The organism is Psychrobacter sp. Ps2, from assembly GCF_022129405.1.
GTDB lineage: Bacteria > Pseudomonadota > Gammaproteobacteria > Pseudomonadales > Moraxellaceae > Psychrobacter.
Map to the genome: position 1 here is coordinate 13,868 of NZ_JADQAM010000035.1, position 26,985 is coordinate 40,852.

The 26,985-nt window shown below is 44.1% G+C and carries 28 protein-coding genes; 14 read left to right on the forward strand and 14 right to left on the reverse strand.

Features of this window, described 5'->3' with window-relative positions; all coding sequences use genetic code 11:
- Positions 1-24 precede the first annotated feature (24 nt).
- The 4 genes from I3254_RS02870 (at position 25) to I3254_RS02885 (ending at position 4,156) form a co-directional block, all read left to right on the forward strand.
- The gene (locus I3254_RS02870; protein WP_238051011.1) at positions 25-339 is read left to right on the forward strand and encodes a lipoprotein; all 315 of its coding nucleotides are present in this window, start codon (positions 25-27) and stop codon (positions 337-339) included.
- Positions 340-655: 316 nt separating this feature from the next.
- Positions 656-1,885, forward strand: coding sequence for a diaminopimelate decarboxylase (gene lysA / locus I3254_RS02875; RefSeq protein WP_238051162.1), 1,230 nt, complete (start codon positions 656-658; stop codon positions 1,883-1,885).
- A gap of 311 nt (positions 1,886-2,196) precedes the next feature.
- Complete coding sequence (gene dapF / locus I3254_RS02880) at positions 2,197-3,084, forward strand: diaminopimelate epimerase (protein WP_057758121.1); 888 nt, start codon at positions 2,197-2,199, stop codon at positions 3,082-3,084.
- Positions 3,085-3,130: 46 nt separating this feature from the next.
- Positions 3,131-4,156, forward strand: a complete 1,026-nt coding sequence (locus I3254_RS02885) for a tyrosine recombinase XerC (RefSeq protein WP_238051013.1) — start codon at positions 3,131-3,133, stop codon at positions 4,154-4,156.
- Between the two features lie 33 nt (positions 4,157-4,189).
- Here I3254_RS02885 and I3254_RS02890 read toward each other — a convergent pair whose 3' ends face one another.
- Positions 4,190-5,059 carry a nitrilase-related carbon-nitrogen hydrolase gene (locus I3254_RS02890; RefSeq protein ID WP_238051014.1) on the reverse strand — a complete coding sequence of 290 codons (870 nt, stop codon included), beginning with the start codon at positions 5,057-5,059 and terminating at the stop codon, positions 4,190-4,192.
- 287 nt (positions 5,060-5,346) lie between these two features.
- Between I3254_RS02890 and rpoN the strand changes: the two genes are divergently transcribed.
- Both rpoN and raiA read left to right on the forward strand, forming a co-directional pair.
- Entirely contained in the window at positions 5,347-7,005 is a 1,659-nt protein-coding gene (gene rpoN / locus I3254_RS02895; RefSeq protein ID WP_238051016.1) for an RNA polymerase factor sigma-54, read from the forward strand.
- A 359-nt stretch (positions 7,006-7,364) separates the two neighbouring features.
- Positions 7,365-7,745 carry a ribosome-associated translation inhibitor RaiA gene (raiA, locus tag I3254_RS02900; RefSeq protein WP_102078036.1) on the forward strand — a complete coding sequence of 127 codons (381 nt, stop codon included), beginning with the start codon at positions 7,365-7,367 and terminating at the stop codon, positions 7,743-7,745.
- Positions 7,746-7,953: 208 nt separating this feature from the next.
- On the opposite strand, the gene thiS is transcribed toward raiA, so the two are convergent.
- From thiS to I3254_RS02920, 4 genes are all read right to left on the reverse strand, one after another.
- Entirely contained in the window at positions 7,954-8,154 is a 201-nt protein-coding gene (gene thiS / locus I3254_RS02905) for a sulfur carrier protein ThiS (protein ID WP_057758131.1), read from the reverse strand.
- Between the two features lie 132 nt (positions 8,155-8,286).
- On the reverse strand, positions 8,287-8,661 hold the full coding sequence (locus tag I3254_RS02910; RefSeq protein ID WP_102078037.1) for a DUF423 domain-containing protein: 375 nt from the start codon (positions 8,659-8,661) through the stop codon (positions 8,287-8,289).
- A 24-nt stretch (positions 8,662-8,685) separates the two neighbouring features.
- Positions 8,686-9,549, reverse strand: coding sequence for an RNA polymerase sigma factor RpoH (rpoH, locus tag I3254_RS02915; RefSeq protein WP_197099889.1), 864 nt, complete (start codon positions 9,547-9,549; stop codon positions 8,686-8,688).
- A gap of 240 nt (positions 9,550-9,789) precedes the next feature.
- Positions 9,790-10,245: a sulfurtransferase TusA family protein gene (locus tag I3254_RS02920; protein ID WP_238051018.1), complete on the reverse strand. Its 456-nt coding sequence runs from the start codon at positions 10,243-10,245 to the stop codon at positions 9,790-9,792.
- A 547-nt stretch (positions 10,246-10,792) separates the two neighbouring features.
- Here I3254_RS02920 and I3254_RS02925 point away from each other — a divergent pair.
- Positions 10,793-12,364 carry a M48 family metalloprotease gene (locus tag I3254_RS02925; RefSeq protein WP_238051020.1) on the forward strand — a complete coding sequence of 524 codons (1,572 nt, stop codon included), beginning with the start codon at positions 10,793-10,795 and terminating at the stop codon, positions 12,362-12,364.
- Positions 12,365-12,406: 42 nt separating this feature from the next.
- Here I3254_RS02925 and I3254_RS02930 read toward each other — a convergent pair whose 3' ends face one another.
- Entirely contained in the window at positions 12,407-12,856 is a 450-nt protein-coding gene (locus I3254_RS02930) for a GatB/YqeY domain-containing protein (RefSeq protein ID WP_057758141.1), read from the reverse strand.
- A gap of 202 nt (positions 12,857-13,058) precedes the next feature.
- Complete coding sequence (gene rpsU / locus I3254_RS02935) at positions 13,059-13,274, reverse strand: 30S ribosomal protein S21 (RefSeq protein ID WP_010195908.1); 216 nt, start codon at positions 13,272-13,274, stop codon at positions 13,059-13,061.
- Between the two features lie 638 nt (positions 13,275-13,912).
- Between rpsU and I3254_RS02940 the strand changes: the two genes are divergently transcribed.
- The 4 genes from I3254_RS02940 to crcB all read left to right on the forward strand — a co-directional run bounded on the left by I3254_RS02940 (position 13,913) and on the right by crcB (position 16,752).
- Positions 13,913-14,284: a hypothetical protein gene (locus tag I3254_RS02940; protein WP_238051030.1), complete on the forward strand. Its 372-nt coding sequence runs from the start codon at positions 13,913-13,915 to the stop codon at positions 14,282-14,284.
- 125 nt (positions 14,285-14,409) lie between these two features.
- Positions 14,410-14,934 (forward strand): c-type cytochrome, encoded by a 525-nt coding sequence (locus I3254_RS02945; RefSeq protein WP_238051033.1) that lies wholly within the window; start codon positions 14,410-14,412, stop codon positions 14,932-14,934.
- 343 nt (positions 14,935-15,277) lie between these two features.
- Positions 15,278-16,336, forward strand: a complete 1,059-nt coding sequence (gene tsaD, locus I3254_RS02950; RefSeq protein ID WP_238051034.1) for a tRNA (adenosine(37)-N6)-threonylcarbamoyltransferase complex transferase subunit TsaD — start codon at positions 15,278-15,280, stop codon at positions 16,334-16,336.
- A 44-nt stretch (positions 16,337-16,380) separates the two neighbouring features.
- The gene (gene crcB, locus I3254_RS02955) at positions 16,381-16,752 is read left to right on the forward strand and encodes a fluoride efflux transporter CrcB (protein WP_179798069.1); all 372 of its coding nucleotides are present in this window, start codon (positions 16,381-16,383) and stop codon (positions 16,750-16,752) included.
- 169 nt (positions 16,753-16,921) lie between these two features.
- Here the strand turns inward: crcB and I3254_RS02960 are convergent, their stop codons facing one another.
- From I3254_RS02960 to potA, 5 genes are all read right to left on the reverse strand, one after another.
- A complete protein-coding gene (locus I3254_RS02960) occupies positions 16,922-17,863 on the reverse strand; it encodes a lantibiotic ABC transporter permease (RefSeq protein WP_095570686.1) in 942 nt (313 codons plus the stop codon).
- 337 nt (positions 17,864-18,200) lie between these two features.
- Positions 18,201-19,091 (reverse strand): LysR family transcriptional regulator, encoded by an 891-nt coding sequence (locus I3254_RS02965; protein WP_238051036.1) that lies wholly within the window; start codon positions 19,089-19,091, stop codon positions 18,201-18,203.
- A 115-nt stretch (positions 19,092-19,206) separates the two neighbouring features.
- Positions 19,207-20,013, reverse strand: a complete 807-nt coding sequence (gene potC, locus I3254_RS02970) for a spermidine/putrescine ABC transporter permease PotC (protein ID WP_134292363.1) — start codon at positions 20,011-20,013, stop codon at positions 19,207-19,209.
- On the reverse strand, positions 20,013-20,891 hold the full coding sequence (gene potB / locus I3254_RS02975; RefSeq protein WP_238051037.1) for a spermidine/putrescine ABC transporter permease PotB: 879 nt from the start codon (positions 20,889-20,891) through the stop codon (positions 20,013-20,015). Before potB ends, potC begins: the two co-directional genes overlap by 1 nt.
- A complete protein-coding gene (gene potA, locus I3254_RS02980; RefSeq protein WP_238051038.1) occupies positions 20,891-22,132 on the reverse strand; it encodes a spermidine/putrescine ABC transporter ATP-binding protein PotA in 1,242 nt (413 codons plus the stop codon). Before potA ends, potB begins: the two co-directional genes overlap by 1 nt.
- A 390-nt stretch (positions 22,133-22,522) precedes the next feature.
- Between potA and I3254_RS02985 the strand changes: the two genes are divergently transcribed.
- The 3 genes from I3254_RS02985 (at position 22,523) to I3254_RS02995 (ending at position 24,986) form a co-directional block, all read left to right on the forward strand.
- Positions 22,523-23,161 (forward strand): carbonic anhydrase, encoded by a 639-nt coding sequence (locus tag I3254_RS02985; RefSeq protein ID WP_057758161.1) that lies wholly within the window; start codon positions 22,523-22,525, stop codon positions 23,159-23,161.
- A 186-nt stretch (positions 23,162-23,347) separates the two neighbouring features.
- Positions 23,348-23,911 (forward strand): lactoylglutathione lyase, encoded by a 564-nt coding sequence (gene gloA, locus I3254_RS02990; protein WP_238051039.1) that lies wholly within the window; start codon positions 23,348-23,350, stop codon positions 23,909-23,911.
- 97 nt (positions 23,912-24,008) lie between these two features.
- Positions 24,009-24,986 carry a mechanosensitive ion channel domain-containing protein gene (locus tag I3254_RS02995; RefSeq protein WP_238051040.1) on the forward strand — a complete coding sequence of 326 codons (978 nt, stop codon included), beginning with the start codon at positions 24,009-24,011 and terminating at the stop codon, positions 24,984-24,986.
- A gap of 128 nt (positions 24,987-25,114) precedes the next feature.
- Here I3254_RS02995 and I3254_RS03000 read toward each other — a convergent pair whose 3' ends face one another.
- The gene (locus tag I3254_RS03000; RefSeq protein WP_238051041.1) at positions 25,115-25,591 is read right to left on the reverse strand and encodes a cytochrome c; all 477 of its coding nucleotides are present in this window, start codon (positions 25,589-25,591) and stop codon (positions 25,115-25,117) included.
- Positions 25,592-25,977: 386 nt separating this feature from the next.
- Positions 25,978-26,937, reverse strand: coding sequence for an oxygen-dependent coproporphyrinogen oxidase (hemF, locus tag I3254_RS03005; RefSeq protein WP_238051163.1), 960 nt, complete (start codon positions 26,935-26,937; stop codon positions 25,978-25,980).
- Between the last annotated feature and the right edge of the window lie 48 nt (positions 26,938-26,985).

Genomic DNA, 26,985 nt, shown 5'->3' on the forward strand with positions numbered 1-26,985 from the left:
GTAAGCTCACAGGTTATCTATTATATGTCTACTATACACAGCCCCTCAGCAGCCAAGCATGCTAGCTCGTTCGCTCGTACCAGTCGTCAGGCTGTTGCCACTTTATTTATTGGCAGTGTGGTTATGCTAGGATTGTCAGGCTGCGGGCAAAAAGGCGATCTATATTTGGCAGACTCTAGTAGTCAAACGATAGAGGGCAGTGCGTCTGTACTGGATAGTACTAGTCACCCACAAGATGCAGCCTTTGCCGGCATCGACGATGATAACTATCAAAAAAACCGCTACCTAGAAGAGCAAATGGTGCTACCTGAGCCTAGTACTAATCCCAACGACTATTAATAACTGCCAAGCTAATAATTGCTAAGCTTAGCCAATAGATAGCGGTTAGATGCTTGTTAATTAACAATTTAACTAATGGTCGATTATTTACTACTGAATTGGCTAAGCAGCTTTGCTACCTAAATTTAAATTTCACCCTTGTTAATCTGATTATATTAGAGATGTTTATATGAGTCATTCTGAACTACCTGCTGACTTAACCGATTCTACTACTGGCGAATCCGTTACTATCCAAACTGAGCGAGGGTTGTATGTTGACCCGAAAGCGTTGAGTGCTCACTTGCCAGCGCTAAGCTATCGCGGCGATGCATTGTATATGGAGCAGGTCAGTATTGATGAGCTAGCAAAACAATATGGCACACCATGCTACGTGTATTCACAGCAAGCAATATTGGACGTTTATCAAGCTTATACCGATAGCTTTGCCAGTCTGAATCATCAAGTATGCTATGCCGTAAAAGCAAACTCTAACCTTGCCGTGCTTGGTATCTTGGCACAAGCGGGCGCTGGGTTTGATATTGTCTCTCGCGGTGAGCTGATGCGTGTGTTAGCGGCAGGTGGCGCAGCATCACGTGTGGTATTCTCAGGTGTGGGCAAAACGTATAGTGATATCGAATACGCGCTGACTCAAGGTATTGGCTGTTTTAATGTTGAATCTATCAGCGAGCTAACCCTAATCAATGAAGTAGCAAAATCACTCGATAAGCCTGCGCCAATCTCGTTGCGCGTCAACCCTAACGTCGATGCCAAAACCCATCCGTATATCTCAACAGGTCTTAAAGACAACAAGTTTGGTATCACTCACGAAGACGCACTAGCGGTCTATCAGCAAGCGGCCGATTTATCACATATCGACATCGTTGGTATTGATTGTCATATTGGCTCGCAGTTGACTGAGGTAGAGCCGTTTGTTGCAGCATTAGATAAAGTTATTGAGCTGATATATAGCTTACGTGACGCTGGTATTGAGTTGCAGCATATCGATTTGGGCGGTGGTTTGGGTGTGCGCTATATTGATGAGACACCTGTGTCTATCGATGAGTTTGCCCAAGCATTATTGCCAAAGCTTAGTGAACTTGGTTTGACCGTGTTCTTTGAGCCGGGTCGTAGTATCGTTGCCAATGCTGGCGTGCTATTGACTCAAGTTGACGTACTCAAGCCGACTGAGCATAAGAATTTTGCGATCGTTGATGCCGCGATGAATGACTTGATTCGTCCTGCTTTATATCAAGCTGAGATGGCGGTGATTCCAAGTGTGTTACCTAGTGCTGGTATCGATACGGATGGTACGCAGCCGTGGGATATCGTTGGCGCGATTTGTGAGACGGGTGATTTCTTGGCAAAAGACCGCCTACTATCATTGGCCACAGGCGATGTACTGGCCATTACGGGCGCAGGTGCTTACGGCTTTACCATGAGTAGTAACTATAACTCACGCCCACGTGCTAACGAAGTGATGGTTTCTGGCGATAGTCATCAGCTAATCCGCAAGCGCGAAACGATTGAAGCATTATATGCAGATGAAGCGTTGTGGCAGGCGCAGTAAGGCGATTAAAGACGAGCCAAAACTATCGCCGTATTTGATGGTTGAAGAGAACCCATTGTGATAATGACAATGGGTTTTTTTATGACTGGATTTTGAGGAAAGTGTTTTTTAATTAAAGCTGATTCTTAATTGAAGGCAACACCATTCACAAAAATTAGAATAGCAAGGAAAACGAGTGCAAGTATTACTCACTGTAGACTAAACAAGTTTGACACCGCTAATCGTATTTTTTGGGATTGGTATTATTATGATTGTATCTGACAGCGTGCTAATATAAGGCATACATAAAAATAGGATAGGACATCAAAGATATGCTAATAGAGTTTACTAAAATGCATGGGTTGGGTAATGATTTCATGGTCATTGATTTAGTGACCCAGCGCTTAGATTTGACCAAGGATTTGGTGCAGTTATTGGGCGATCGTCACCTAGGCATTGGTTTTGATCAATTGCTCGTAGTCGAGCCACCCATGCGCCCTGATGTTGATTTCAGTTATCGTATCTTTAATACTGATGGTACCGAAGTCGAACAGTGCGGCAATGGCGCGCGTTGTTTTGCGCGTTTTGTGCAGGCACGTAAACTGTCATTTAAGCAGCGTCTACGCGTTGAGACGGCCAGCGGTATTATTTCCCTGACTACTGATCGTTACGGTTGGGTAGATGTCGATATGGGCAAGCCTAAATTTGAGCCAGATGAGATTCCATTTAGCCCAAGAGCGACCACCAAAATCCAAAACACCTATCACCTTGATGTAAATGGTACGCCTGTACAGCTGTACGTTGCCAATATGGGCAACCCGCACGCTGTGATAAAAGTCGATGACGTACTCGATGCCGAAGTTGAGACTTTGGGCAAGGCAATTGAGTCGCATCCTGCCTTTCCAGACCGCGTCAATGTGGGCTTTATGCAAGTGATGAATCAGCGCCATATTCGTTTACGTGTGTACGAGCGCGGTGTAGGCGAGACGCAAGCTTGTGGGACGGGCGCGTGTGCAGCAGTAGCCGTTGGTATACGTGAGGGTTGGCTCGATGAAGGTGAGGAAGTTCGCGCGCAGCTCTACGGTGGCAGCATGATTATCAAGTGGCAGCCAGGCTATTCGGTTACGATGACGGGTCCGACTGCTTTCGTCTATGAAGGTGTATTTAGTCCAGATGGCCTGATGGCACAAGCAGGTCTTAAACCCAATGCTGAAGGCTGATAACTGTTGTTAGGCCAATCGTATAAATACCAAGGATGGTTCTAATATGGTTATGTCTACCAATAAAGACACTCAAGCGGCTAGCTCAGCACCTTGGCTATCTACTGAGCTAGCCGCCACTATAGAGTCAGACGCTGCGTTACGAGAGCTACTCGCACCTGTGCATCGTTGGCTCAATACGTTGTCTGTGCGCAACCATTCGCCGCATACTCTGACCGCTTATTTCGCTGGTTTAAATCAACTGGCGTTGTTTTTGCGTGGTAAGCGTCTAATGTGGACACGCTGTGATAAACGGCAACTTGCCCAGCATATTAGTCAACGTCTTGATGAAGACAAGTTAGCGCTTGCCAGTGTTCAGCAAGAGTTGTCTGCGATTCGACATTTCTATGGTTGGATGATTGAAGAAGAGCTAGCACGTATCAACCCAACCACTGGCTATCAACTTAAGCGTAGTCCTAGACCGCTGCCTTCTATCGCTGATGTCGATTTACTGACTCAGCTACTCGATCAAGAGATTCCTGATACGCCAGAGCAAGCGCGCTTATGGTTGCGTGACAAGGCCATGTTTGAATTGCTTTACAGTAGCGGCTTGCGTGTTGGGGAATTGGTCGCACTCGATATGGCAGATGTAGATTTGTCTGACTTACGGGTACGAGTCACGGGTAAGGGGAATAAAACACGCCTAGTGCCATTAGGGATAAAGGCTGCAGAAGCGATTAATCGTTACCTACCGCATCGTAACCTATGGGTAGAGCAGATGGATGACGCATTATTTATCAGTGAAAAGCTCGGGACCAGATTATCAACACGGGCAGTGCAGCAGCGTTTAAAAGTTGCTGCCACCCGTGCAGGTATCGCACAGAATATGTATCCACATCTACTGCGTCATTGTTTTGCATCACACATGCTATCAGGCAGTGGCGACTTACGTGCTGTACAAGAGATGCTCGGGCATAGTGATATTAGTACTACGCAAATTTATACCCACGTTGACTTTGCAAAATTAACACAGGTCTATGACCGCGCCCATCCACGAGCAACTCATGCTCAAAATGATAAAAATCCTACTTAGTCATTAAGCAAGGAATCTACTGTATTTCCTAATTTATGCCAGTCGGTGGCAATCAAAAATAGGCATTTTTTGGCGACCTTGCTCTTGCGCTTGTTTGTCTAATGACGCCATGACGATGGCATACCGTTTATCCAGTTCGCTATCGTCATAGCTTGCGATAACAGTACTATCAAACGCTGTAATGGCTGCATGTCCCCATGTCTGACGGGTACTACCATCTTTGTAGAGATGATCGCCACCTTGCGCTGCGCCAATGACCATACATTGACTATCTAGAGCACGCGCTCGTAACAGCAGCGACCAGTGCGCTTGGCCAGTCAAGTACGTAAAGGCAGAAGGTGCGCTCAATAGTTCAGCACCAGCTTGTCGCAGGCGCTGCGCCAATGCTGGGAAGCGCAAATCAAAACATACCATCATGCCGAGTTGGTAGATTGTATTGCCTACTGCTAGTGGCGCAATTACGGTCTGCGTACCCGGCTCAAAGGTCGCCGCTTCGTTATAGCTGCCATGCTTATCAGCCACAGTTGCAGTAAACAGATGAATCTTATCGTAGCGTGCGACACGGGTGCCATCTGGTGCAAACAGCTGGCTCACTTGGCGCAATCTATCATCAGGAACGACAGTGCCATCAGGACGATAATGGCAAGGTAATGAGCCTGCTAGTACATGGATACCAGCAGTGCGTGCGTAATCTGCTATCGTCGCTGATAAGTCGTCAAAACGCTCAGCAGTAGCAGATTGCTGTCCCATACTACAGCAGTTCTCAGGCAATACAACAAGCTCAGCACCTTGAGCTTGTGCGTCTGTGATAGCGGCTTTGATATCTGCTAGATTATCCTCAACATTCTGCTGACTGTTCATTTGAATAGCAGCGACGTTAAGTTGATGGTTATTTGAATTCATGACAATATTCCTATTGGGTGTGAGCTGTATTGGTCATTTGCCGTAATTTATTTATTATAATATTTTTGCGGTAATGAACAGACTGCTCGTATTTATGGATTGCTCATCCTTGCCAAGATGATAGTTTACTAGCGATAGCAAACCAAACGTATCCGGACAAAACATAAATTATCATAGCAAAATTGTGACAAAAAATGCTATCGTCATGTCCTGATAAGATTTATGTCGTTACCTTTACTGACAGAATAAACACAATATCACTAAGATCGGAGTGCAATAAGCCGCCCATGAGTATGTCGTTCGGATTGGCGACCACGCTGAGCAACTCACAAAAGCTAACCCCGCAAATGCAGCAAGCTATAAAATTGCTGCAGCTCTCTAGTCTTGAGCTTGCACAAGAGGTTCAGGCAAAGCTAGATAGTAATCCATTACTTGAACGTATCGAAAATGATGACGAATACGACAGTGGTGACGATGAAATAGAGGAGTGGAGCGAGCCGTTGACGCTTGATAGCTGGAATCAGAGTAGCAGTGACTCATTCGACTCAGTACCTACTAGCGGTACAGAGTACAGTGGCGATAGTAGTGATAGCTTCAGTGATAGTTTGGATAAGCTTCAACAGCCTAATATCGATGATAGTGCAATAGATGTAGATAGCTACGGCAGTTCAGATGCCGATAGCTTTGATATAGGTAGCTTTGACACGGGTAACTATGCCTCTACCGCAACAGGCTCTGGCAATAGTAGGGGTGATGAAGATTTCGATAGTTATCAAGGCGGTACATCGTCCACCATTCAAGATCATGTGCGCTGGCAGCTGAACTTTAAGCGTCTATCAGAGGCCGATACGCTGATTGCAGAATATTTAATAGACTCCATGGATGATATGGGCTTTATTCGAATTGATATAGATGAGCTGCTACAGAGCTTTGATACGATGGCAAGTTTCTATCAATGGGATGAGCGCGTTGAGAAAGAAGAAGTCTTGACGGTATTACGTATTATCCAGTCCTGTGATCCCGTTGGCGTGGGGGCACGCCATTTAAGCGAGTGCTTATCGATTCAGCTATCCAAACTAGATGCCCACACCGAATACCTACAAGAAGCTAAAGCGCTGCTATCAGCGAGCGAGCATTTAGTCAGTAATAATATTAAAGCACTGACTGAACGCACAGGGCTTGCACCAGAATACATCACACCTGCGCTTACGCTACTACGTACCTTAAACGCTTCGCCAGGGCTGCTATTTCAATCTAGCCAACCCGACTATGCCCAGTCGCCTGAGAGCTATGATATTCCAGATGTGTTGGTCACACCTGTTAGGAATAATAAGGCGACAAGTAACTCTGAAGTAGAAGAGGATGGCTGGTATGTACGCCTTAATCCAGATACCTTACCAAAACTACGCGTAAACCAAGAATATGCCAACTTAGTCAAGCGTGGCGATGACAGTCCTGACAATCAATATCTGCGCGAAAACCTTACCGATGCTCGACTGTTTATTCGTAGTATCGAAGAGCGCAATCAAAACCTACTCAAAGTAGCGACCAGCATTGTACGCTATCAACAAAAGTTCCTGCAGCATGGTGCAACTGCCATGCAACCCCTAATATTAAAGGCCATTGCTGAAGAAGTTGACTTGCATGAGTCTACGGTCTCACGCCTTACCACCAGTAAAACCATCTTGACGCCACAAGGGTTGTTCTCTTTGAAACACTTTTTCTCCTCTCACGTAAGTAGTGCTGATGGAGATATCTCATCGACCGCTATCAGTGCCATGATTAAAAAGCTCATCGCTGACGAAAATCCTAAAAAACCATTATCAGACAGTTGTATCAAGGATGAGCTGTTAGCAGATGGTATCGATATAGCCAGAAGAACCGTCGCCAAATATCGTGAAGCAATGAATATTGGCTCGTCTACTCAGCGCAAACAGAAATACTAATTATCTAAGCTCATCTTTCTACAGGGTTAATGGCTACCTGTCTGTATAGTGCAATACAGATATAAAAAATAAAATTTTCTGATTATATAGAAACCAAGTAGAAATAATAGGTATTGTTACACTTAATTACAATTTAACGGCTTGCTACTGAGCGATTTTCATGACAAATTAGAGTCATACCAACAACGAAAACCAAGTGCCGATTTATAGTATTTATTTACAACTAATAAAGGAGACGATAAAAGGATACGTCGACACATTACTAGAGGCTTTGGAGTAGTTATTGGTAAGGCAGGATGATAAGAGCAAGAATGCTATCTCATCTGTTGATTGTAAGTTACAAATAAAAGGACAACAATATGAATGTTTCTATCAGTGGTCATCATATCAGCGTTACCGAAGCTATGGACACAGCAGTACGCGAGAAGCTTGAAAAAGTAGAGCGTCACTTCGATCAGATACAAAGTATTCAAGTGATTTTATCGTTAGACAATAGCGGTGCTAGCGACGGCGGTAAAAAGAGCCATAAAGCTGAAGCAATTATGCGTGTCTCGGGTCAAGAAATGTTTGTCCAAGCGTATGAAGATGATATGTATAAAGCCATTAACGAGATGGCAGACAAGCTAGATAGACAAGTACGTAAGTATAAAACTCGTCAAGAGCGTAAAAAGACTCAGGGTGCAGGACGCGATGGTCGCTATCAGGATCTAACCCCTGCAGAAGCAGTACCAGCAGCATAGTTCGGGTTTAAAACTTTGAACACTATCGTTACAAGCTAGTGAAAGTAGACTAAGAGAATAAAAAATTTATAAGTAGCTACTGCACTAGTTTGTAATTGGCATAAAAAAAGACCTCTAACGTGTAATACGTTGAGGTCTTTTTTAGCATTAGTAAACTTAGAACGAAAATGAACTAGCTGTCAGCTCAAGCTTATCTGTCTAAACATTATTAACCACCGCCGACGGCCTGTACTACTTCGATATTCATACCTTCTACGATACGTAGTTGAGCAAGCTCGCTCTTTGGCATCAGCTCGCCGTCTACTTCTACAGCGTAACGACCTTGGCTAAGACCAAGCTCATTGATAACCAGTTGTACAGTCTGATGAGTGGTTTGCAAGCTTTTACCATTGACACTAATGGTGCTCATATTAAATACTCCCTAATATTTTAAAATTCCTGTTTATCTGCTATTCACTGCGTATCTTTTGCTTTATTACTGATAGTTCGTTGCAGCTGATGCGAAGAGCTAAAAATAACAATAACTATTCGATTAAACAGCTCAGTTAACTGAACCTTTTAATCGAAAGGCAGAAACGGCCAACCATAGCCAACCTGCAATCATGAGAACGCCACCAATAGGCGTAATCGCACCGAACCAGCGCGGTGCACCAAGCGTCATGGCATACAAACTACCAGCAAAAATGATAATACCAATTTGTAGTAACCAAGCGGTCGTCTGAGTAATATATTTTAAACGAATCAGTAAGCCAACAAGCAATAATCCTAGCGCATGTACGAACAAATACAGCGTTGCCGTATGCCACCACTCGAGCTGCTGTATGCTGACATGACCTTCTAGACCATGCGCACCAAATGCGCCCAGAGCAACAGCAATAGCCATATTAATTGCGGCAATACCGATCCAATTTATCATTGAACAGCTCGTATCATCTTAAGGCTACTGAATATCATCTGGCAAAATCACACTATCAATGGTCATCGCATCACGGATTTTGTCCATAGCATTTTTCTCGATCTGACGCACTCGCTCAGCTGAGATAGAGTAAACTGCTGCTAACTCATGCAAGGTGGATTTTTGCTCAGATAACCAACGCTGTTCGACGATATCACGCGAACGATCATCTAAAGTGCCCATCGCAGCGATGAGTGCTGATGAGTTGTTCTCTTCCCAATCCGCTTCCTCTAACTGCTCAGCTGGATCAATACCATCTTCCAAAAATAGCTGAGGGGCGTAGCGACCATCATCATCGTCGCTTGACTGCGCTTCAAACGAAGCGTCATAAGAGGTTAGACGTGACTCCATCTCTAACACTTGCTTGCGCGTAACATTTAAGTCATTAGCGATAGCGTCCGCTTCTTCTAGTGTCAGCTGATTATTGGTCTTCTTAAGGCTACGTAAGTTAAAGAACAGTTTACGATGAGCCTTGGTGGTCGCAACTTTCACAATACGCCAGTTGCGAATCACAAACTCATGAATTTCAGCTTTGATCCAATGTACGGCAAAGGACACCAGACGTACGCCTTTATTCGGGTCAAAACGTTTGACTGCTTTCATCAATCCTAAGTTACCTTCTTGGATTAAATCTGCTTGCGGCAATCCATAGCCCGAGTAGCTACGCGCGATATGAATTACAAAACGTAAATGCGACATTACCAGTAGACGAGCGGCTTCGACATCACCTTCATCATAATAGCGATGCGCCAGCTCTTGCTCTTGTACCGGCGTCAAAATAGGGATCTGATGGACAGTATTGATATACGCTCCCAAGTTGACCCCTGGCGCTGACAGGTGAGTTGGCATAGCTGGTACCAAGTCACGCGTACTGGTGTTGCCCAATGTACTCGCGTCATAGGGTGGTCGCTGAGCAGCGGCCTTTAATGCAGCATCGCGTGCATCATTTTTTATAGGAGCTGAGCCATCTTTTTTATTTGTATTTACAGCATCAGTAGAAGTATTAGCCATATTCTTGACCTTGGTTAAATAGTTAAGCAAATAGTCAGATAAAAATCTTTATGATTTAATTGTAAAGGATAGCAGCGCTTAGTTGCTATCAGTTTTGGTAATGATGAAGTGATATATTGTAGCGAAACGCTGTAATGATGTGCCATCAACTGACGAATGGTCAGTAACTTCATTGACCACTAGCTTTAAGTAATCTGCCGTCTGTGATTGCTGACTTTGTCGACAAAACGCTGTGATATCAGCTTGCGAGTTAGGGTCGGTTGCAACCACGTACAGTGATTCGCCAACTGTTACGTCACGTAATGCGACCTTAGTTTTTAACAATGGCATCGGGCATGCAAGACCGCGTCCATCAACGAAACCTTTTATATTTAGTTCAGATTGCGATGTAGCTATATTATCTGAGTTATGACTTTCAGTCGGTAGCAGCTCTAATAAACTTGCAATGTCGTTCTGCTGTGCATCAGTTAAATTCGCTGATAACTGTATAGAATGCGATACACGTTCGATGACTAATTCACTAGCAGCGGGCATAACTTAAACCTTGTAGAAGTCTATATTTTAATTCGTTTTATCAGCGATAGGCTTTGATATTGAGTACGAACATAATCCATCAATCATAAATTATGAGGTCGTCATAACAGCCATTACAGTCATCTAAACCTACTATCATTGTTGCTTATTATACCAAATAGACAATGTATAGTTGCAGTTGAATATAATCAACGCTGTGTTCGGTTCACTAGAATCATATAACCAAGAGTTGCACGATTAGCAATTGCCCGATTAAGTGTTATACGATTGAGACTTACTGCATAAATAACAGCCTAATGAATAATTACACAGCCATGTTGCGCAATCGTGACGGGTGGCTAAGTTATTGGTAGTTAAGTTCATTGTAGAATTGACCTTGGATAAACAAGCTCGTATAGTCGAAAAGACGTCGTCAATTATGTTATAGGATATGCACTTGTACCATGCTAATAGAACGAAGCGACCCGACAGCAATAACTCTTTAGTAGCCAAAAGCTCCGTAGGCTTACCAATTATGTTGTCTAAGCAAAAAGATAAACGTCATTTTATGAGTGTAGCTTTGCCAAATAGTATCAAGGTAGGGCTGTCAATGATGCTACTAGCCATGGCTAGTGGTGCACATAGTCGTGAGAGTCAAATGTTGCCATTTGCTGATAGCTCGTGGCAAGTCACAGATCCGCAAACGCTAGATCTACCAAACCTGCGCGGACAAGGCTTAAGCTTTGCTGAGCAATATCAGAATAAAATGCTTGGCGAGTGGTCATTACAGAATATCAATGGCCGCGTCAGAATGGAACATGATCCTTGGGTACAAGAAACGATAAAAGACATGACGTGGCGTCTCAATGCCCAAGCTCGTCAGCAAGCACCACTTGGCGTCGTTATCATCGATAACCCTAGTATTAATGCCTTTGCAGCGCCTGGCGGCGTAATCGGTATCAACACTGGGACGATCCTGTCAGCTAGTAGCATGGATGAGCTGGCAAGCGTCGTCGCGCATGAAGTTGCGCATATCAGTCAACGGCACTACGAGCATAGCGCTGACGAACGTAAAAAAGCCTTGCTGATGCAGCTAGGCGGTATGCTAGCCGCGATTGCTGCTTCAGCTGTCGATGGTGATGCCGCTGCGGCTGTGATGATGGGCAGTCAGACAGCCTCTATGAATAGCAGTATGGCGTTTAGCCGTAGTAACGAGCGTGAGGCTGACCGAGTAGGGATGCAGATTATGACCCAAGCAGGTTATGATCCTCGGGCGATGCCACGGTTCTTTGCCACGATGAATCAGCAGAGTCAGTTAAATCAAGTTGAGAATCAATTCTTACCGAGCTTTGTACGCTCACATCCTCTGAGTAATGAGCGGTTGAGCGAGTCACAAAGTCGCGCTCAGCAGTATCCAGCGCTCTCATTGAGCCAGCAGCAGCGCCATCAAGCATTGTTTGATTTGTTGTATTGGCGTGTGCAAGTGACTGGTAAACATGCTTCTGAAGTGACGTTGACAACGGCCGCCAAAAACAGTCTTGGGGCCAAACTTGCGCTAATGCATTGGTATGGAGATCAGCAGCGCTTTACAGATGCTAATAAGGTATTGGCCGAGATAAATGCGTTATCAAGCACACAGCGTCAAAATTTAGAGCCTCTATTGTCGATTACGCACAGTCAGTTATTGAGTGAACAAGGTAAGTGGCAACAAACCGTAGATGTCTTAGAGAGCCAGCAGCGCCTATATCCTGAGCGCCGTGATTTACGTCTTTATCTGGCCGAAGCACTGACTAACAGTAATCAACCGATAAAAGCCCAAGCGTTGTTGAAGCCACTAACAGAACAGCAGCCAAGCGACCGTTACGCATGGCAAAGCTTGCAACTTGCCAATGAAAAACTTGCTAAGACCACCACATCACCACAGTTAGCCAATATCGCGACGATTAATGCATTGCGCTATCGCAGTTATGATCAGCTATGGAATGGGCGTTATGAGAGTGCGCTGACCTCTTTGACACAGGCCAAACAGTTGACGGAAAATCTGCAAACTACGGAACAATCTACTAGTGCGCGTCCGTTATTGGCTAATATTAATGCAGAACTCAAAGCAATAATAACCGCCAAAGACTTTAAGCCTTAGGCGGTTATTTGTACAGATTAGCCTGCCAATCAATAGCAAATGCTAGCCTTGTAACGCGTCTTTAACCATTTTAGAAATCAAAGCAGGATCAGCACGGCCAGCTGTTTTGTTCTTTAAGACACCCATGACGCTGCCCATATCGCGCATAGACGTAGCACCTTGCTCAGCGATTTCAGCATTTACCAATGCCATGATCTCGTCTTGATTCATTTGCTGCGGCATAAACTCGTTGATAATATCAATCTCAAACTGCTCTTTGGTGGCTAAGTCATCACGGCCATTTTCTGTAAAAATAGTTAGTGACTCTTGGCGCTGCTTTAGCTGTTTTTGCAAAACTTCTAATACTTGCGCATCATCAAGTTCTGTCTGACGGTCAATCTCGATTTGTTTCACTACTGACTGTACGTTGCGCAGTACTTTGACGCGCTCAAGCTCACGAGCTTTCATTGAAACTTTGATATTATCTGATAACGTCTGTTTAAGTTGGCTCACTGCTATTATCCTTATCGATCTGTTAAATGCTATTCGTTAGAGGTCGTTTGTTAAATTTTAGAACAAAACCTGCTGATAGTGGTTTTAATAAAAAATTATGTCAGCAGTAATAACAAAAATTGTAGCATAAAAAACGCCACTGATATCGATTGATAACAGTGGCGTTAGTGTAGCGCTTGTACCTAGCTAATCAGATTACTGATTAGTACATACGAGTGGTACGAATAGTTTCGCGTTGTAACTTCTTCTTATAACGCTTTACGGCAGCAGCTTTTTTACGCTTACGTACTTGCGTTGGCTTTTCATAAAACTCACGCTTACGTACGTCTGATAATACACCAGCTTTTTCACAAGCACGTTTGAAACGACGGATAGCGATATCAACTGGTTCGTTTTCTTTAACCTTAACTGCAGGCATGAAGACTCCTCGATTAGGATGAGATATAAGGGCATTAGTTTGGCTGTGTATTAGTATTTAGCCGTAATATCTCAAGATTACAGGCATCAGCTCAAACTAGGACAATTCTCACGCATTAGCGTAAGGGCAGGTATTTTAATAAAAAATACCAACAAAGTCAATGATTTTAAGCATTTATTGCCGATAGATTGTTCAATTAGATAGCTATTTGAATTTGGCTCTCAAACTATGAATTCGACATATATACAACGCTTTATCAATAAAAAATCCCTACCGTCTATAACGGTTTAGTGGGAGTTTATGCTATGATAATTCCCATATTATAGGGTCTATTGAACATTCAAATATTAGGGCTGCTGATGGCTAAAATGGCACCAAACTAGGCAAAAACCGACGATAATGTCGAGACCTTAGCTAGGTTTTCAACGACGGTTGGGGTAATTTTAGCATCAGCCTTTTAGGGCAGTACTCTTTTTTGTCAATATATGGCGAAATAATTTAACCTAGAATGACTAGGCTTCAACAATTTCACTGCATATTGTCTAAAAAATAGTGACTGCCAGCACCACATTTGAAAGTTCAATAGACCCTAGTAAGGCTATAAACCGTTTTGTGTGTATTTTATTGAGGATGTTGGAATGAAAAAAACAGTATTTAACACGGCATTAAGCACCGCACTTATCGTAGCTTTAGGTGTGAGCGTGAGCGCTTGTAGTGGCGGCGAAGAGCATGAAGAAGTAATGGCAATCGATCGCGTTGACGAAGCTGCTGAACTTGCCATCAAAAATGCGCCACCAGCTGAAGAAATGGAATTCCCAGAGACAGCACCAATGCCAGCAGCTGATACAGCGGGTACAGAAGCTGACGGTACAGCTACTGCTGAAGCAGGAACGGCTGACGCTGATACTACAGAAGCAGCAGCTACCGATAGTACGGATACAGCCGCTGCTTCTACTGACAGCGCTGATATGGCGGCTACTGACGACACAGCTGCAGCCACTGCTGAGTAATTTAGTGGTTAATTGACTATTAGCTCAATGGACTATTAAACAGTCGTTGGTCGTATATGTAAGTACTTTAAGCTGATATAACGCATCACTAATTGATTGCAGACTGACTAAGTAAGGGTAAAACCATGATTGATATACAACCGTATATGAACAAGCTGAAATTGTCTGTAATCGGCATGAGTGTGGTATTTGCAGTGAGTGCTTGTAGCGGTGATAACACAGCCACTGAAGAGTCTACAGCAGCCAATGAGCCTGTTACCGCTATAGAAGAGACAGCTGTAGCAGAAACCGAAGGCACGACGCCTGAGTCTGTGGTTGATCCAGAATCAGAAGCAGCAACAGAGTCTGCCGACATAGTAGATGACGCAGTAGCAACACCTGAAACTGATTCTGAGCCTGAAGTGTTGGCAGCAGATGCAGGTGCCAAACTGTATGAATCAAATTGTCAGGTTTGTCATGCTGCAGGTTTGCTCGATGCGCCAAAGTATGGTGATACAGCGGCTTGGACAGCTCGTCTAACCAAAGACAAAGAGACGCTGTACATGCACTCGGCTAAAGGCTTTAATAAAATGCCAGCGCAAGCGGTAAACGGTGTCAGCGAAGCACAAGTCAAAGCGGCTGTTGATTATATGCTAGCGTCGGTAAGCTGATACGGTATATATAGAGTATGTCAGCTATTGAAATTTGCTAAACTGGCCGTCATTGTGGCTGACAATGACGGTTTTTTTATGCACGTTTTTTGTCATGCCAGTCTGAGAATATACAGCTTTACTAAGCGAATTCGAGATAGTGGGTGGCTGATTGTATTATAGTCGGTGAACTACTAAACCGCTACGGCGTTACCCTCCTTAGATGTACTACTTGTACAATCTGCAGTCGGCTGCCTTGTACTCATTTTAGAGTTCTTTGACTATAGTTATCCAGTTTCCCAGAATGATGTAAGATAAAAGTGCGACAAAAGTAGCACGAAAACGAAAGTATAAAGGCAAAAGTATGAAAGTATTGGGCTTAGAGACCTCTTGTGATGAGACGGGGCTAGCGATTTTTGATAGTGAGCAAATAAATAGCGACAACCAAGGTTTGGTCGGGCAAGTACTGTACTCTCAGATTGAGCTGCACGCACTTTATGGCGGCGTTGTGCCTGAGCTTGCCAGTCGCGATCATATTCGTAAGCTAGTACCGTTACTTAATGAGCTACTCGAACAGTGCGATATGAAAAAAAGCGACATCGATGCGATTGCCTATACCAAAGGGCCTGGACTTATTGGTGCATTGATGACAGGTGCATTATTTGGCCGCAGCTTGGCATATGGTTTAGATATCCCAGCTATTGGTATTCATCATATGGAAGGGCACTTACTTGCGCCGCTGATGGGTGCAAACCCTCCAGCATTTCCTTTTGTCTCTCTACTAGTATCTGGTGGGCATACGTTACTCATTGCTGCCCATGGCGTAGGGCAGTATGAGATATTAGGCGAGTCGATAGATGATGCGGCGGGTGAGTGCTTTGATAAAGCCGCTAAAATGCTAGGTTTGCCTTATCCTGGCGGCCCTAATATTGCCAAACTGGCAGAAACTGGCAATCCTGACGCTTACGCACTACCAAGACCAATGCTCCATCGAGGTCTAGACTTTTCGTTTAGTGGTATGAAAACTGCCGTACATAATCTGATTAAAGACACGCCACTGTCAGGCGGTTCTGGTCATAAATCTGATAGTAATCCACAAGTTCGCGCAGATATCGCTGCCAGTTTTCAGCATGCAGTGGTCGATACGCTAGTGAAAAAATGTGTCAAAGCACTCAAGCAAGCAGATATGAGCCGCTTAGTGATCGCTGGCGGGGTCAGTGCCAATACTCATCTGCGTGAGACGCTAGAGGCGGAGCTGGCTAAAATCAATGCGACGGTTCACTATGCACCGCCTGCGCTATGCACGGACAATGGCGCGATGATTGCTTATGCAGGTTTTGAGCGCTTGCAAGCAGGACAGTCTGATGATTTGGCTGTTAGTTGTATTCCGCGTTGGCCGATGACAGAATTACCAGCCGTATAACTGAACATTTGGTCCAACACGTTTATATGAATTAAGGACAGTCTATGCAGTGGCTTGCTATTGGTTTGGGGGCAGCATTTGGTGCTTGCCTGCGAGCTTGGCTATCGCGTTTCAATGCCTTAAATGGTTGGGTGCCACTCGGTACCCTGAGCGCCAATATTTTAGGCGGACTGCTGATAGGGCTGGCGCTTGTGTGGTTTGAACGTATGGGAAGTAATCTATCTGATCATGTACGCGTGTTTGTGATAACAGGATTTTTGGGTGGATTGACGACTTTTAGTACGTTTAGTGCAGAGGTATTTGGCTTTATCCATGACGGGCGGCTTCTGGCAGGATTGGCGCTCATAGGTTTGCATGTTGGGCTAACGTTACTCGCAACTGCGCTTGGGTTTTACTTCTTTAAGCTGGTTTTGTAGCCGTTGATAAGTATTAATCGTTTAAGAGTCTGTTATAAATGGTTCCATATTAAAGTCTGTTTTAAGTGGTCTGTTGATAGATTTTTGGAGTGAAATAGCTGGTTCCGCTGGGGTATACTCAAAAAATAAATCCTTTAAACGATAAATCATCTATTAACAGTCTGGCTGTTCAAAAACTTGATTTTAAATCCATAGGCCTAGTTGTATGGCGTTTTGCCATATATTTGCCCAGTAAGGGTAAGCAAAACATTGGTAATTGAAAAGCACCCAGTAACGGTAGAAACACCGCACCCATAAAGGGTACAGTTATGGTGTAAGAAAGTAATACATTGCGTCCGCCACATACCAGCGCCGCGACAATAGCATTCTCATAGCCAAAACGCCGATATATTATATAAGCGGTAAAATAAAACACCAATGCCAATACCGAACTTAGCACTAGTAATAACAACGCTTGCCAGGGATTATGGTCAAACGTAGTACGAAATCCTGCCATCAGTCCCAGTGGAAACAACATCAGCAGTAAAATATTAAACTGCCCAATTTTGGGATAATAACGTGACAAAATAGCAGGTGGAACAAACCGACGCACTCCCACAGCTAGCACCATTGGCATGAAAATATAAACTAACAAGCGTTTGACATAAAGACCAACGTCTAAATTCGAACTTTCATCGCCTAATAGCCATAATACGCCTAATAATGTACAGGGCATAACGAGCGTAGCAGCGATAGTTTTTGCCGTCGCCAGTTGTGCATCAAATCCCACCGCATTGACCAACGCACCACTACCGAATAATGGGGCAGTGGCACCAAGACCTGCAATCGCCAATAGCCAATCGCCACGTACACCGAGTGCATAAGCAATTACTATTAAAGCTAGACTCATGCCCCCGCTTTGTAACAAGGCAAAAACCCATACATAGCTTGTCGCTATACGCTTTAAAAGTGCATATTGGTCAATGCCTAGTAAAGTAAAAAACATCAAGAAGAACAATATTTGGGGTAAATATACCAATACTGCATTGGATAAGTTTGGAAAAACAAAGCCCATAATTGCACAAACTGGCATAATTAATGTGCTATGGCGCGCAATAAAACTAAGAAGCATGGCCTTTCCTAATAAAAAATGTTTTTTTGATACATATGCTGAACCACGCTGGGATTGTTTGATATCCAACAATCTTAGAGAGTATTAAAATTCCGAGGTGTCTCATATACCTACCACATTGATGCCTGTATAGCGCATCGATCACAGATAGAATATGTATGGTAAGTACACCACGAAGTACACTGTGACTGTTTTAGCGAGTTAAAACGTTGATGCCATTAGCCGACAGCTTAATATTCAAGTCCTCACTAGGGAACCATTATTTACCATAACATTCATTACGATATGAAAAGGTGATTAATATTTTATAACTATAAGAAAGTAATTAGTAATGAAACTATAGCGGCTTCATAATCCCTTCCAATAAACTGGCAAACCCCTGCATATAGGCCGTATTTCGACTTGAAGTACGCGTTGCGGCGTATAGCTGACAATGCACACCTTTTCCTAGTGGTCGCGAGACGACCCAACCTTTTTTCTCATATTCAGCCACTACCCAATCAGGTAATGCCGCTACACCGCGTTCACTAGCAACCAACTGAATCAGCATCGCCGTCAGCTCTGTGGTACGAATACTCGCAAAGCTCACCTCTACAGGTGTCATAAAGTTGGCAATAATGTCGAGACGCTTAGCTTCCACTGGATAAGCAATCAAAGTCTCATCAGTCAAATCCATGGGCTCAATAAACTCTTGCGCTGCCAAATCATGCGTTGGTGAAAGAACCAAGCGACTTTCATACTCGAATAGGGGCTGATAGCTGATACCGTCTATCGGTAAATCACTGGTAGTAATCAATAAATCAATATCACCTTCCATCAACAAATGATGCGGCTCAGGCTCAAACCCTGTGGCAAAGTCTAGCTCAACATCCGACCATTCACGGCGATAGTGGTTGAGTATTGGCATGAGCCAATCAAAGCAGCTGTGGCACTCTGATGCTAGGCGTAATCTGCCTGCTTGACCATGTGCTAAGCGTTTAAGGTTAGATTTGGTGCGAGTAACTTGCGGTAGGATATTGTCTGCCAATGCCAATACTGCTTTACCTGCGGGCGTAAAACTAAGCGGTCGCGTCCGACGATTGACCAAGCTGATATCATAATAATTCTCAAGCTCTTTTAATTGATGCGAAACGGCTGAGGCAGTAACGTGTAGCTCATCCGCCGCTGCTGCAAGTGAACCATGCGCTCGTAGCGCGGTTAATGTATTAAGATGACGTAGCTCAAGCATAATATAACCTAACCGCTAAGGTGAGAAAAATTCATTATAGTCAATATAGCGCTGACTTTCACTCATAGTCCGTTATTAATGCTCGGTCAATAAGCAATTAGTTAGCAATCAACATCTAGCGCTTGCGTAACAACAACTGTGAGATAACCACCAATACTAGTGAAGCAACCAGCAATAACGTACCAATGGCGTTGACTTCTGGCTTGAGTCCTACGCGCACCATAGAATAAATGCGCAGCGGTAAAATCTCATAGCTGGGCCCTGTGACAAAGGTCGACACTACCACATCATCTAGCGACAAGGTGAAGGCAAGCAACCAGCCTGCCATGACCGCAGGCAAGATAACTGGGATCAATACGGTGCGCACCATGGTTGATTCATTGGCCCCTAAGTCGCGTGCCGCTTCCATTAAACGCTCATCTAAACTACTCAACCGCGCAAAGACGGTAATCACAACAAAAGGCAGACAAAAAGTAATGTGCGCCAGTAGCAGCGAGACGAAGCCCAATTGCAAACCAATCAGTAAGAACAATGCTAATAATGAGATAGCGAGTACAATCTCAGGCGACATCATAAGTACAAACAGTAGCCCATTTAGTAAGCCTTTACCACGAAAATTATAACGATGTAAGGCTAGGGCAGTGAGTGTACCTATCAACGTCGAGACAGTGGCCGCCACCAATCCCAAGACAATAGAATGCCAAAATGCATCGAGCATCGCTTGGTTATTGAATAGTGATTCGTACCACTTTAAGCTAAAACCGCCCCAGTTATAGCCAATTTTTGATTTGTTAAAGGACATCACCACCAAGACAATGATTGGCAGGTATAACAGGGTATAAATCAGTCCGAGATAGCCTTTGGCAGCGATACTACCAATCTTAAGCGGGCGAGTTTTTTTATTCGGTGAGCTGTAAGACATTAGGCCACCTCGTTGAAGTCGGTCTTGCCAATGCGGCGGCTACTGGCACGGTAGGCTAGTAATAATACCGCCATCGCTAGTGTCAATAAGACGCTAGCTGCTGCGCCAAAGGGCCAATCACGCGCATCTAAAAATTGGTTTTTAATGATATTACCGACCAGTAAATTACGCGAACCACCTAAGATATCTGCCACATAAAACATACCCATCGCAGGCAATAGCACGAGCAGTACACCAGAGATAATCCCTGGTGTCGTTAATGGCAATACCACATGCCAAAAGGTTTGTGTTCTGGATGCGCCCAAATCTTGCGAGGCCAATAGCATATCATTGCGTAAGTCGGTAAATACTGCATATAGCGGTAGCACCATAAACGGGAATAACAAGTAAGTTAGTCCTGCGATCACTGCGCCTTGGGTATATAAAATATCGATTGGCGTATCGATTACACCGATGGCTAATAGCAATTTGTTAATCAAACCGTTATTGGCAAATAGTAATTTGAGCGCATACGTCCGTACCAAAGAGTTTGTCCAAAATGGCAGGATCAATAGCAGCATAAGCAGCGGTTGCCATCGTACTTTTACCCTAGATACTAGCCATGCAAAAGGGTAGCCAAGCAGCAGACAGATTACCGTTGTGATACCTGCCATCCATAATGAGTGGACAAATACCTCAAAATACAATGGGTCAATCATACGCACGTAACTGTCGATACTGACAGGTAAACTGATAAAGGCGCTGCTATCGCGGGTCAAAAAACTGACAGCGATGACCAAGATATTTGGCAACAGCGCAAAAATGAGCAGCCAACCCCAAATTAGCCAAAGCGTGGCGGTACGAAATGGACTTTTACTGCCTAAGTGGTTGCGAGCCATCAGCTACCATCCTTTTGTGCAGTTATTTCGGGCACAGCTTCAGAGTCTTCTGGCAATACCCATTCCCAGCCATCCACCCATGAGACTTTGACGCCCTCGTTTAGTTTGTAATCAAAGCTCGGATCATCTTCATCAAAAAACTCAGACGCCTTAATGATATGACCATTGGCCAGTTCGATAATCGAGTCTAAGGTGCTGCCTTTATAGTTACTTTCGATGACACGACCTAACAGTCCGCTATGTTCGTTGTCTTTTGGATCATATATTCGTAAGTCTTCGGGGCGAAGTAGTAAATTGACGATATCGCCCACTTGCACGTCATTGGCAAAATTGGGACGACGTAAGTTACGTAATGTAGTTGGCCCTTCTTGTGCTTGCGCTTCACAGACTTCGACCTCGATACGTCCGTTAGTCACTTTGCCATCACGATCTGGCTGGTCTGGATGGACACCTTTGACCTCAGCTCTGAACAAATTCGTCTCACCGATGAATTTGGCAGTAAACAAATTGGCAGGGGTTTCATAAATCTCGATAGGCGTGCCGATTTGTTGGAACGTGCCGTCTTTCATTACGGCAATACGGTCTGACATCGACAGCGCTTCTTCTTGGTCATGGGTCACGAAGACAAAGGTAATGCCTAGCTCACGTTGCAGACGTTTTAGCTCAGACTGCATTTGTAGGCGCAGTTTGTGATCGAGTGCGGATAATGGTTCATCAAGCAATAGCAGTTTAGGACGGTTAATCACCGCACGAGCAATGGCAACTCGCTGCTGCTGACCACCAGACAAATCTTGCGGCTTGCGGTTGGCTAAATGTTCTAGCTGTACCATCGCTAGCATCTCGCTAACACGTCTTTGGATTTCATCTTTTGGGACTTTTTTCAGCTTTAGGCCATAAGCCACATTTTGGGCGACGCTCATGTGAGGGAACAGCGCATACTGCTGAAATACGGTATTGACCGGACGTTTATCGGCGGACAAGCCCGCCATCTGTACGCCATCCAAATATATCGCTCCAGCGTTCGGCTGCTCAAAGCCTGCAATCAAGCGTAGTAATGTTGTCTTACCACAGCCTGATGGGCCAAGTAACGTCAAAAACTCACCATGCTTGATATCAAGGTTGATATCTTTTAAGACTTCAGTTTGATCATAAGTTTTTTTTAGACCAGTCAGTTGCAGCAGCACCTGATCATCATGAGGTGACGCAGAGGTGTTATGCGTATTTTTAGATAAATCGGTCATAATATCTGTTCCTAAGCGTCCAATTTCTGTATACAGCTGACTGTCATTATAGGGATTGGCATGAGCGTAAGCATGTCCGGATTGCTGCCTGAGTGCTGCGTATTATAACAAACCCTTGATATAAGTCAGTGCAAGTTCGTTATAAGTTACGCGAGTCATACTGTCGTAGCAGCGATATATACAGCTGTATTTTTACATGTGACTACATTCACCTAGCGATATTTAGACAAATTTTTTTACCGTTTTTGGGTTTTTATTCCTATACAATCACGTTATGGCTGACAAACATGATTAGCCTGATAGTTTGACGATAATTAGTCAGTCTGTGCTGGAATACATGTATGCAAAACAGCTTATAACTCTAATATTATTGATGATAAAGGATCTCTCATGCCTACCGATATACGTCCAACCACAGGTCAAGAAGCGCTTGAGCTTTTAAAAGCAGGTAATGCACGCTACGTTGATAGCCTCACCAGTACCGATGAGTATATGCAGCGCCGTCCAGAGTTGGTCAAGGATCAAAATCCATTGGCCATTATTTTGGGTTGCTCGGATGCACGAGTACCCGTTGAGATTGTCTTTGATCAGGGTTTGGGAGATTTGTTCGTTATACGAGTCGCAGGTAATGTGGTTGCACCATCGCAGATTGGTTCAATCGAGTTTGCAGCCGAAGCCTTTGGTACGCAACTGGTGGTGGTACTTGGACACTCGAAATGCGGTGCTGTCACGGCTTGCGTTGAGACACTGATTAATCCTGAACAAAACTATTCACCTAACTTGCAGTCCATCGTAGATCGTATTCGTCCAAGCGTTTATAACTTGCACGAACTGGCAACTGCCAATGGTCAAGACGTCGATGCAGATGAATTGGTTGACCGTTCTATCCGTGCCAACGTGCGCATGTCAGTCAGTCAGCTAAAGCATGGCTCACGGGCATTAGAGGACTTAACCAATAGTGGCCAACTGCTGGTAGTCGGTGCTGAGTATGATCTTGAGACAGGAAAAGTGCGTTTTTTAGATAGCTAGTCAGTCTTAGATAGCTTTAGATAACTAGCTAGTTAGGGCATAAAGACGAACATACCTTGTTCATATTCTTACAAAACTCTATCAGTTATTTGGCCATTTTTTATTATGATAAGAGAACGACGCAAGTCACGACAATCGTGATTTGCGTGTTTTTGCCTTTATTTTTTGAATTATATTAGGATAATTATGTCTACTTCATTTAACAACAATAACGACGCAATAGACCAGCCTGCTAGCAGCGTTAATACGGATGGTGTTCAGCCAATTTCATCACAGACGACCGGTTTTACTTTTAACCACACCATGCTACGTGTCAAAGATCCTGTTAAATCACTAGAGTTTTACACTGGTGTCTTGGGCATGACCTTGCTTGCCGTTAAGAAATTTCCTGACATGGGATTCGATTTATATTTCTTGGCTAAGTTGACCGAAAGCGAGCGCGAAAACTTACCAACTGGCGATGATCTAGAAATTTTTGCTTTCCGTCAACGTGGTATTTTGGAGTTGACACATAACTACGGTACCGAGACAAAAGCTGACTTTACCTATCATGACGGCAATCAAGATCCACAAGGCTTTGGTCATATTTGTTTTAGTGTTCCAAGCTTGGATGAAGCGGTTGCTTGGTTTGATAAAAATGACGTCGAATTCAAAAAACGTCCAGAAGACGGTAGCATGAAAAACATTGCTTTTATCAAAGATGTAGACGGCTACTGGATCGAAATTGTTCAGGCCGATTTGATGGGCTAATTGTCAGAACGACAGCATCTATTAAGAGTCAGAACGACAGTAACTATTAGCATAGGTGCATTGATAAAAATAAATAGAATAAAGGAGTATCGCCCAGATGCCTACCTCTGAGGCAGACACGACACTGAGTGCTGAGACAGCTGCGCAGTCTACGACAACGGATGGATTGACCTATCAAAGCATTCTTGGTTCGGCAAATGAGATATGGGTTGGCTTTGTTGAACGCATCCCATATTTTGTCGCATCAATTATCGTTATCCTAATTTTTTGGTTTTTATCGATTGTCTTCAAAAAAATCGTTCACAAATTATTAGGTAGCCGTAGTCGGCATCAGAACTTGGTAAAAGTGTTTCAGCGGGTAGGCGGGGCGCTTATTTTCTTTATTGGTTTTATGATAGCGATGGTTATTGCGGTACCGGGGTTCACTCCTGCTAAGTTAATTGGCGCGCTCGGTATTGGTTCCGTTGCTATCGGTTTTGCTTTTAAGGATATCTTCCAAAACTTGCTCTCTGGTATCTTGCTACTAATTTCAGAGCCGTTTCGTATCGGTGATCAAATCGTTTCAGGCGACTATGAAGGAACGGTCGAAGATATTAAAATCCGTGCAACTACCATCAAGACTTATGATGGTCGGCAAGTGGTGATTCCAAACTCAGATCTTTATACTTCAGCATTGACCGTCAATACCGCTTACAAGCAGCGTCGTTTGCAAGTCGCAGTTGGTATCGGTTATGAAGATGATATTGAAGCGGCTAAAGCTGAGATTATCAAGGCGTTAGATAAGATAGAGAGCGTCTCGAAGAAAGCAACACCAAGCGTGATTGCTACTGGTTTCGGCGGTTCGTCCATTGATCTAATGGTACGCTGGTTCATCGAAGATGGTACGCAAGCCAATAAGGTTGCCTCGATTCATCAAGTAATTGTAGGTATCAAAAACTCATTGGATGCAGCGGGCGTAAATATTCCATTCCCAATACGTACAATCGATTTGAGTGATCCTTCAGTAAGTGCAATCGTTAATAAAATGAACGAGCAGCAAGACGTTGTGGACGTGAATAAAACAGTGGCCGAGTAGGGCGCTCGGTGAAATATTTAATTAGTTTCGAAACTTTGATTTCCACATTATTCAGAAAACTAAAAAACCGCCACATCAATTGATATGGCGGTTTTTTATACGTGTCTACTTGCTATAAATACAAAGCTTTATTCGTCTTTTGCTCTAAAGTCGGTATGGCATGATTTACAGCTTGCACCAACTTGTCCAAAGGCAGGCTTAACATCGTCCATGCTAGTGGCGTTTTGGGCGGCGGCGTTTAGCTCAGCAGTGACTTTTTGAAAGTTTTCAGCTTCAGCACTGAAGCCATCAGCATTAGACCAAACCGCTTCAGTAGCATTACCTACCGCTTCTGGATCTTCAAAATGACTCCAAGGCTTGGCGGCATCTTCTGCCAAGAACGCAGCTTGCTCTTTAAATACATCGGCATCAAATGTATCAGGTGCTTTTGCCATATCACCCATGACGCCCATTGCATCGCCCCAGTTTTTCATGGTGTCTTGACGCGCTTGCACGTCAGGGTTAGATCCTGTTGAAGTGCTACAGGCCGTTAGACCTAGTGCAGCCGCTATCAAAGTAACGCTAAACAGAGATTTGAAAGATTTGTTGGTATGAACCTGTGCCATATGACTTACTCCTTTAAACTTGGCTAATAGTAAGCGCGATTAAAAACGCTCGCTTTGACTTAAAATATAGTTATACAAAATACTGCCTAAAATTCTTCTGAGCACAGTTGCTAATAAAGAACGTCTTCTATTGTAACGGTTATCTGGGCGATGGGAATTATATAGTTGTTATATCCTCGTAATATTTTAAATAAGCATACCTTAACTTGGTTGTTACTGCTTATAGTTGATTGCGATGATTTTATAGTAGCTGCACAACGTATTTCTGTACGATAACAACGTGGGAGTAGCTCGTTTAGATAGTACTGATAATAAAAAAGGCCAGCGATAGTAGCTGACCTTTTTAATATTTTCCAAAAATATAAATGCCGTGATATTTACAAAACTTATAGTGCCAACCAATCACGCGGCTTTAGATAATAATCGGTCAACTCAAATTCAGGCGTTCCTTCAGCAGGCTCAAAGCGATAATGCCAGCTGGCAAGCGGTGGCATGCTGACTAGGATGGATTCGATACGTCCATTACTCTGTAGCCCAAATAGCGTTCCACGATCGTAGACCAGATTGTACTCGACGTAGCGACCACGGCGATAGAGCTGAAACTCGCGCTGCGTTTCAGTATAAGGCGTATTTTTACGTTGTTCAAAAATCGGCATGATACCGTCAAGATAACCGTTGCCCACGGCTTTCATAAAGTTAAAGCAGGTCTCAAAATCCCAGCCGCGACTTTCGGTACTGACGTCATCATAAAACAGACCACCAATACCGCGCTGCTCATCACGATGGCGTAGATGGAAATACTCATCACACCACTGTTTAAAATCAGCGTAAATATTGTCCCCAAAAGGCGCACACAAGTCGTGACAAACTTGATGCCAGTGTACACAATCAGCGAGTACTGGATAGAATGGCGTTAAGTCAAAACCACCGCCAAACCACCAGATAGGAGCTTCGCCTTCGGCTTCTGCTACGAATAAACGCACATTGGCATGGCTCGTAGGCACGTTTGGATTTCTGGGATGGACAACCAGTGACACGCCCATTGCTTGGGCTTTACGCCCAGCGATATCAGGGTGACGCGCGGTCGCAGAGGCGGGGAGGTTATGTACATGAATATGGCTAAACATGACGCCCGCTTTTTCGATGACCTCGCCATCTGCCAATACGCACGACCGACCGCCGCCGCCTTCAGGACGTTCCCAGTCATCAGGAACAAAGGTCGCATACTCGTTGTTATTAGTGCTACCATCGCGCTCTTGTGCTTCTAGCGATTCACAGATACGCGCCTGTAAATCAACCAAAAATTCACGCACTCGCATGATGTCGTTATTGGTTGGCGTCGTCACTGACGCTACCGTTGATAAGTCTGTTTCGTTATTTGTATTTGTAATACT

What these genes read in the sequence shown, in the direction of transcription:
- potA (WP_238051038.1), bottom strand. Translation starts at nt 22,132, where the DNA reads ATGACCGATTTATCTAAAAATACGCATAACACCTCTGCGTCACCTCAT.
- rpoN (WP_238051016.1), top strand. Translation starts at nt 5,347, where the DNA reads ATGAGTATGTCGTTCGGATTGGCGACCACGCTGAGCAACTCACAAAAG.
- I3254_RS03000 (WP_238051041.1), bottom strand. Translation starts at nt 25,591, where the DNA reads ATGGCACAGGTTCATACCAACAAATCTTTCAAATCTCTGTTTAGCGTT.
- I3254_RS02870 (WP_238051011.1), top strand. Translation starts at nt 25, where the DNA reads ATGTCTACTATACACAGCCCCTCAGCAGCCAAGCATGCTAGCTCGTTC.
- lysA (WP_238051162.1), top strand. Translation starts at nt 656, where the DNA reads ATGGAGCAGGTCAGTATTGATGAGCTAGCAAAACAATATGGCACACCA.
- I3254_RS02965 (WP_238051036.1), bottom strand. Translation starts at nt 19,091, where the DNA reads ATGCTTGAGCTACGTCATCTTAATACATTAACCGCGCTACGAGCGCAT.
- thiS (WP_057758131.1), bottom strand. Translation starts at nt 8,154, where the DNA reads ATGAGCACCATTAGTGTCAATGGTAAAAGCTTGCAAACCACTCATCAG.
- rpsU (WP_010195908.1), bottom strand. Translation starts at nt 13,274, where the DNA reads ATGCCTGCAGTTAAGGTTAAAGAAAACGAACCAGTTGATATCGCTATC.
- gloA (WP_238051039.1), top strand. Translation starts at nt 23,348, where the DNA reads ATGTCTACTTCATTTAACAACAATAACGACGCAATAGACCAGCCTGCT.
- I3254_RS02885 (WP_238051013.1), top strand. Translation starts at nt 3,131, where the DNA reads ATGGTTATGTCTACCAATAAAGACACTCAAGCGGCTAGCTCAGCACCT.
- I3254_RS02995 (WP_238051040.1), top strand. Translation starts at nt 24,009, where the DNA reads ATGCCTACCTCTGAGGCAGACACGACACTGAGTGCTGAGACAGCTGCG.
- dapF (WP_057758121.1), top strand. Translation starts at nt 2,197, where the DNA reads ATGCTAATAGAGTTTACTAAAATGCATGGGTTGGGTAATGATTTCATG.
- I3254_RS02925 (WP_238051020.1), top strand. Translation starts at nt 10,793, where the DNA reads ATGAGTGTAGCTTTGCCAAATAGTATCAAGGTAGGGCTGTCAATGATG.
- rpoH (WP_197099889.1), bottom strand. Translation starts at nt 9,549, where the DNA reads ATGCCAACTCACCTGTCAGCGCCAGGGGTCAACTTGGGAGCGTATATC.
- I3254_RS02920 (WP_238051018.1), bottom strand. Translation starts at nt 10,245, where the DNA reads ATGCCCGCTGCTAGTGAATTAGTCATCGAACGTGTATCGCATTCTATA.
- potC (WP_134292363.1), bottom strand. Translation starts at nt 20,013, where the DNA reads ATGTCTTACAGCTCACCGAATAAAAAAACTCGCCCGCTTAAGATTGGT.
- tsaD (WP_238051034.1), top strand. Translation starts at nt 15,278, where the DNA reads ATGAAAGTATTGGGCTTAGAGACCTCTTGTGATGAGACGGGGCTAGCG.
- I3254_RS02945 (WP_238051033.1), top strand. Translation starts at nt 14,410, where the DNA reads ATGATTGATATACAACCGTATATGAACAAGCTGAAATTGTCTGTAATC.
- crcB (WP_179798069.1), top strand. Translation starts at nt 16,381, where the DNA reads ATGCAGTGGCTTGCTATTGGTTTGGGGGCAGCATTTGGTGCTTGCCTG.
- potB (WP_238051037.1), bottom strand. Translation starts at nt 20,891, where the DNA reads ATGGCTCGCAACCACTTAGGCAGTAAAAGTCCATTTCGTACCGCCACG.
- I3254_RS02960 (WP_095570686.1), bottom strand. Translation starts at nt 17,863, where the DNA reads ATGCTTCTTAGTTTTATTGCGCGCCATAGCACATTAATTATGCCAGTT.
- I3254_RS02985 (WP_057758161.1), top strand. Translation starts at nt 22,523, where the DNA reads ATGCCTACCGATATACGTCCAACCACAGGTCAAGAAGCGCTTGAGCTT.
- I3254_RS02890 (WP_238051014.1), bottom strand. Translation starts at nt 5,059, where the DNA reads ATGAATTCAAATAACCATCAACTTAACGTCGCTGCTATTCAAATGAAC.
- raiA (WP_102078036.1), top strand. Translation starts at nt 7,365, where the DNA reads ATGAATGTTTCTATCAGTGGTCATCATATCAGCGTTACCGAAGCTATG.
- I3254_RS02910 (WP_102078037.1), bottom strand. Translation starts at nt 8,661, where the DNA reads ATGATAAATTGGATCGGTATTGCCGCAATTAATATGGCTATTGCTGTT.
- I3254_RS02940 (WP_238051030.1), top strand. Translation starts at nt 13,913, where the DNA reads ATGAAAAAAACAGTATTTAACACGGCATTAAGCACCGCACTTATCGTA.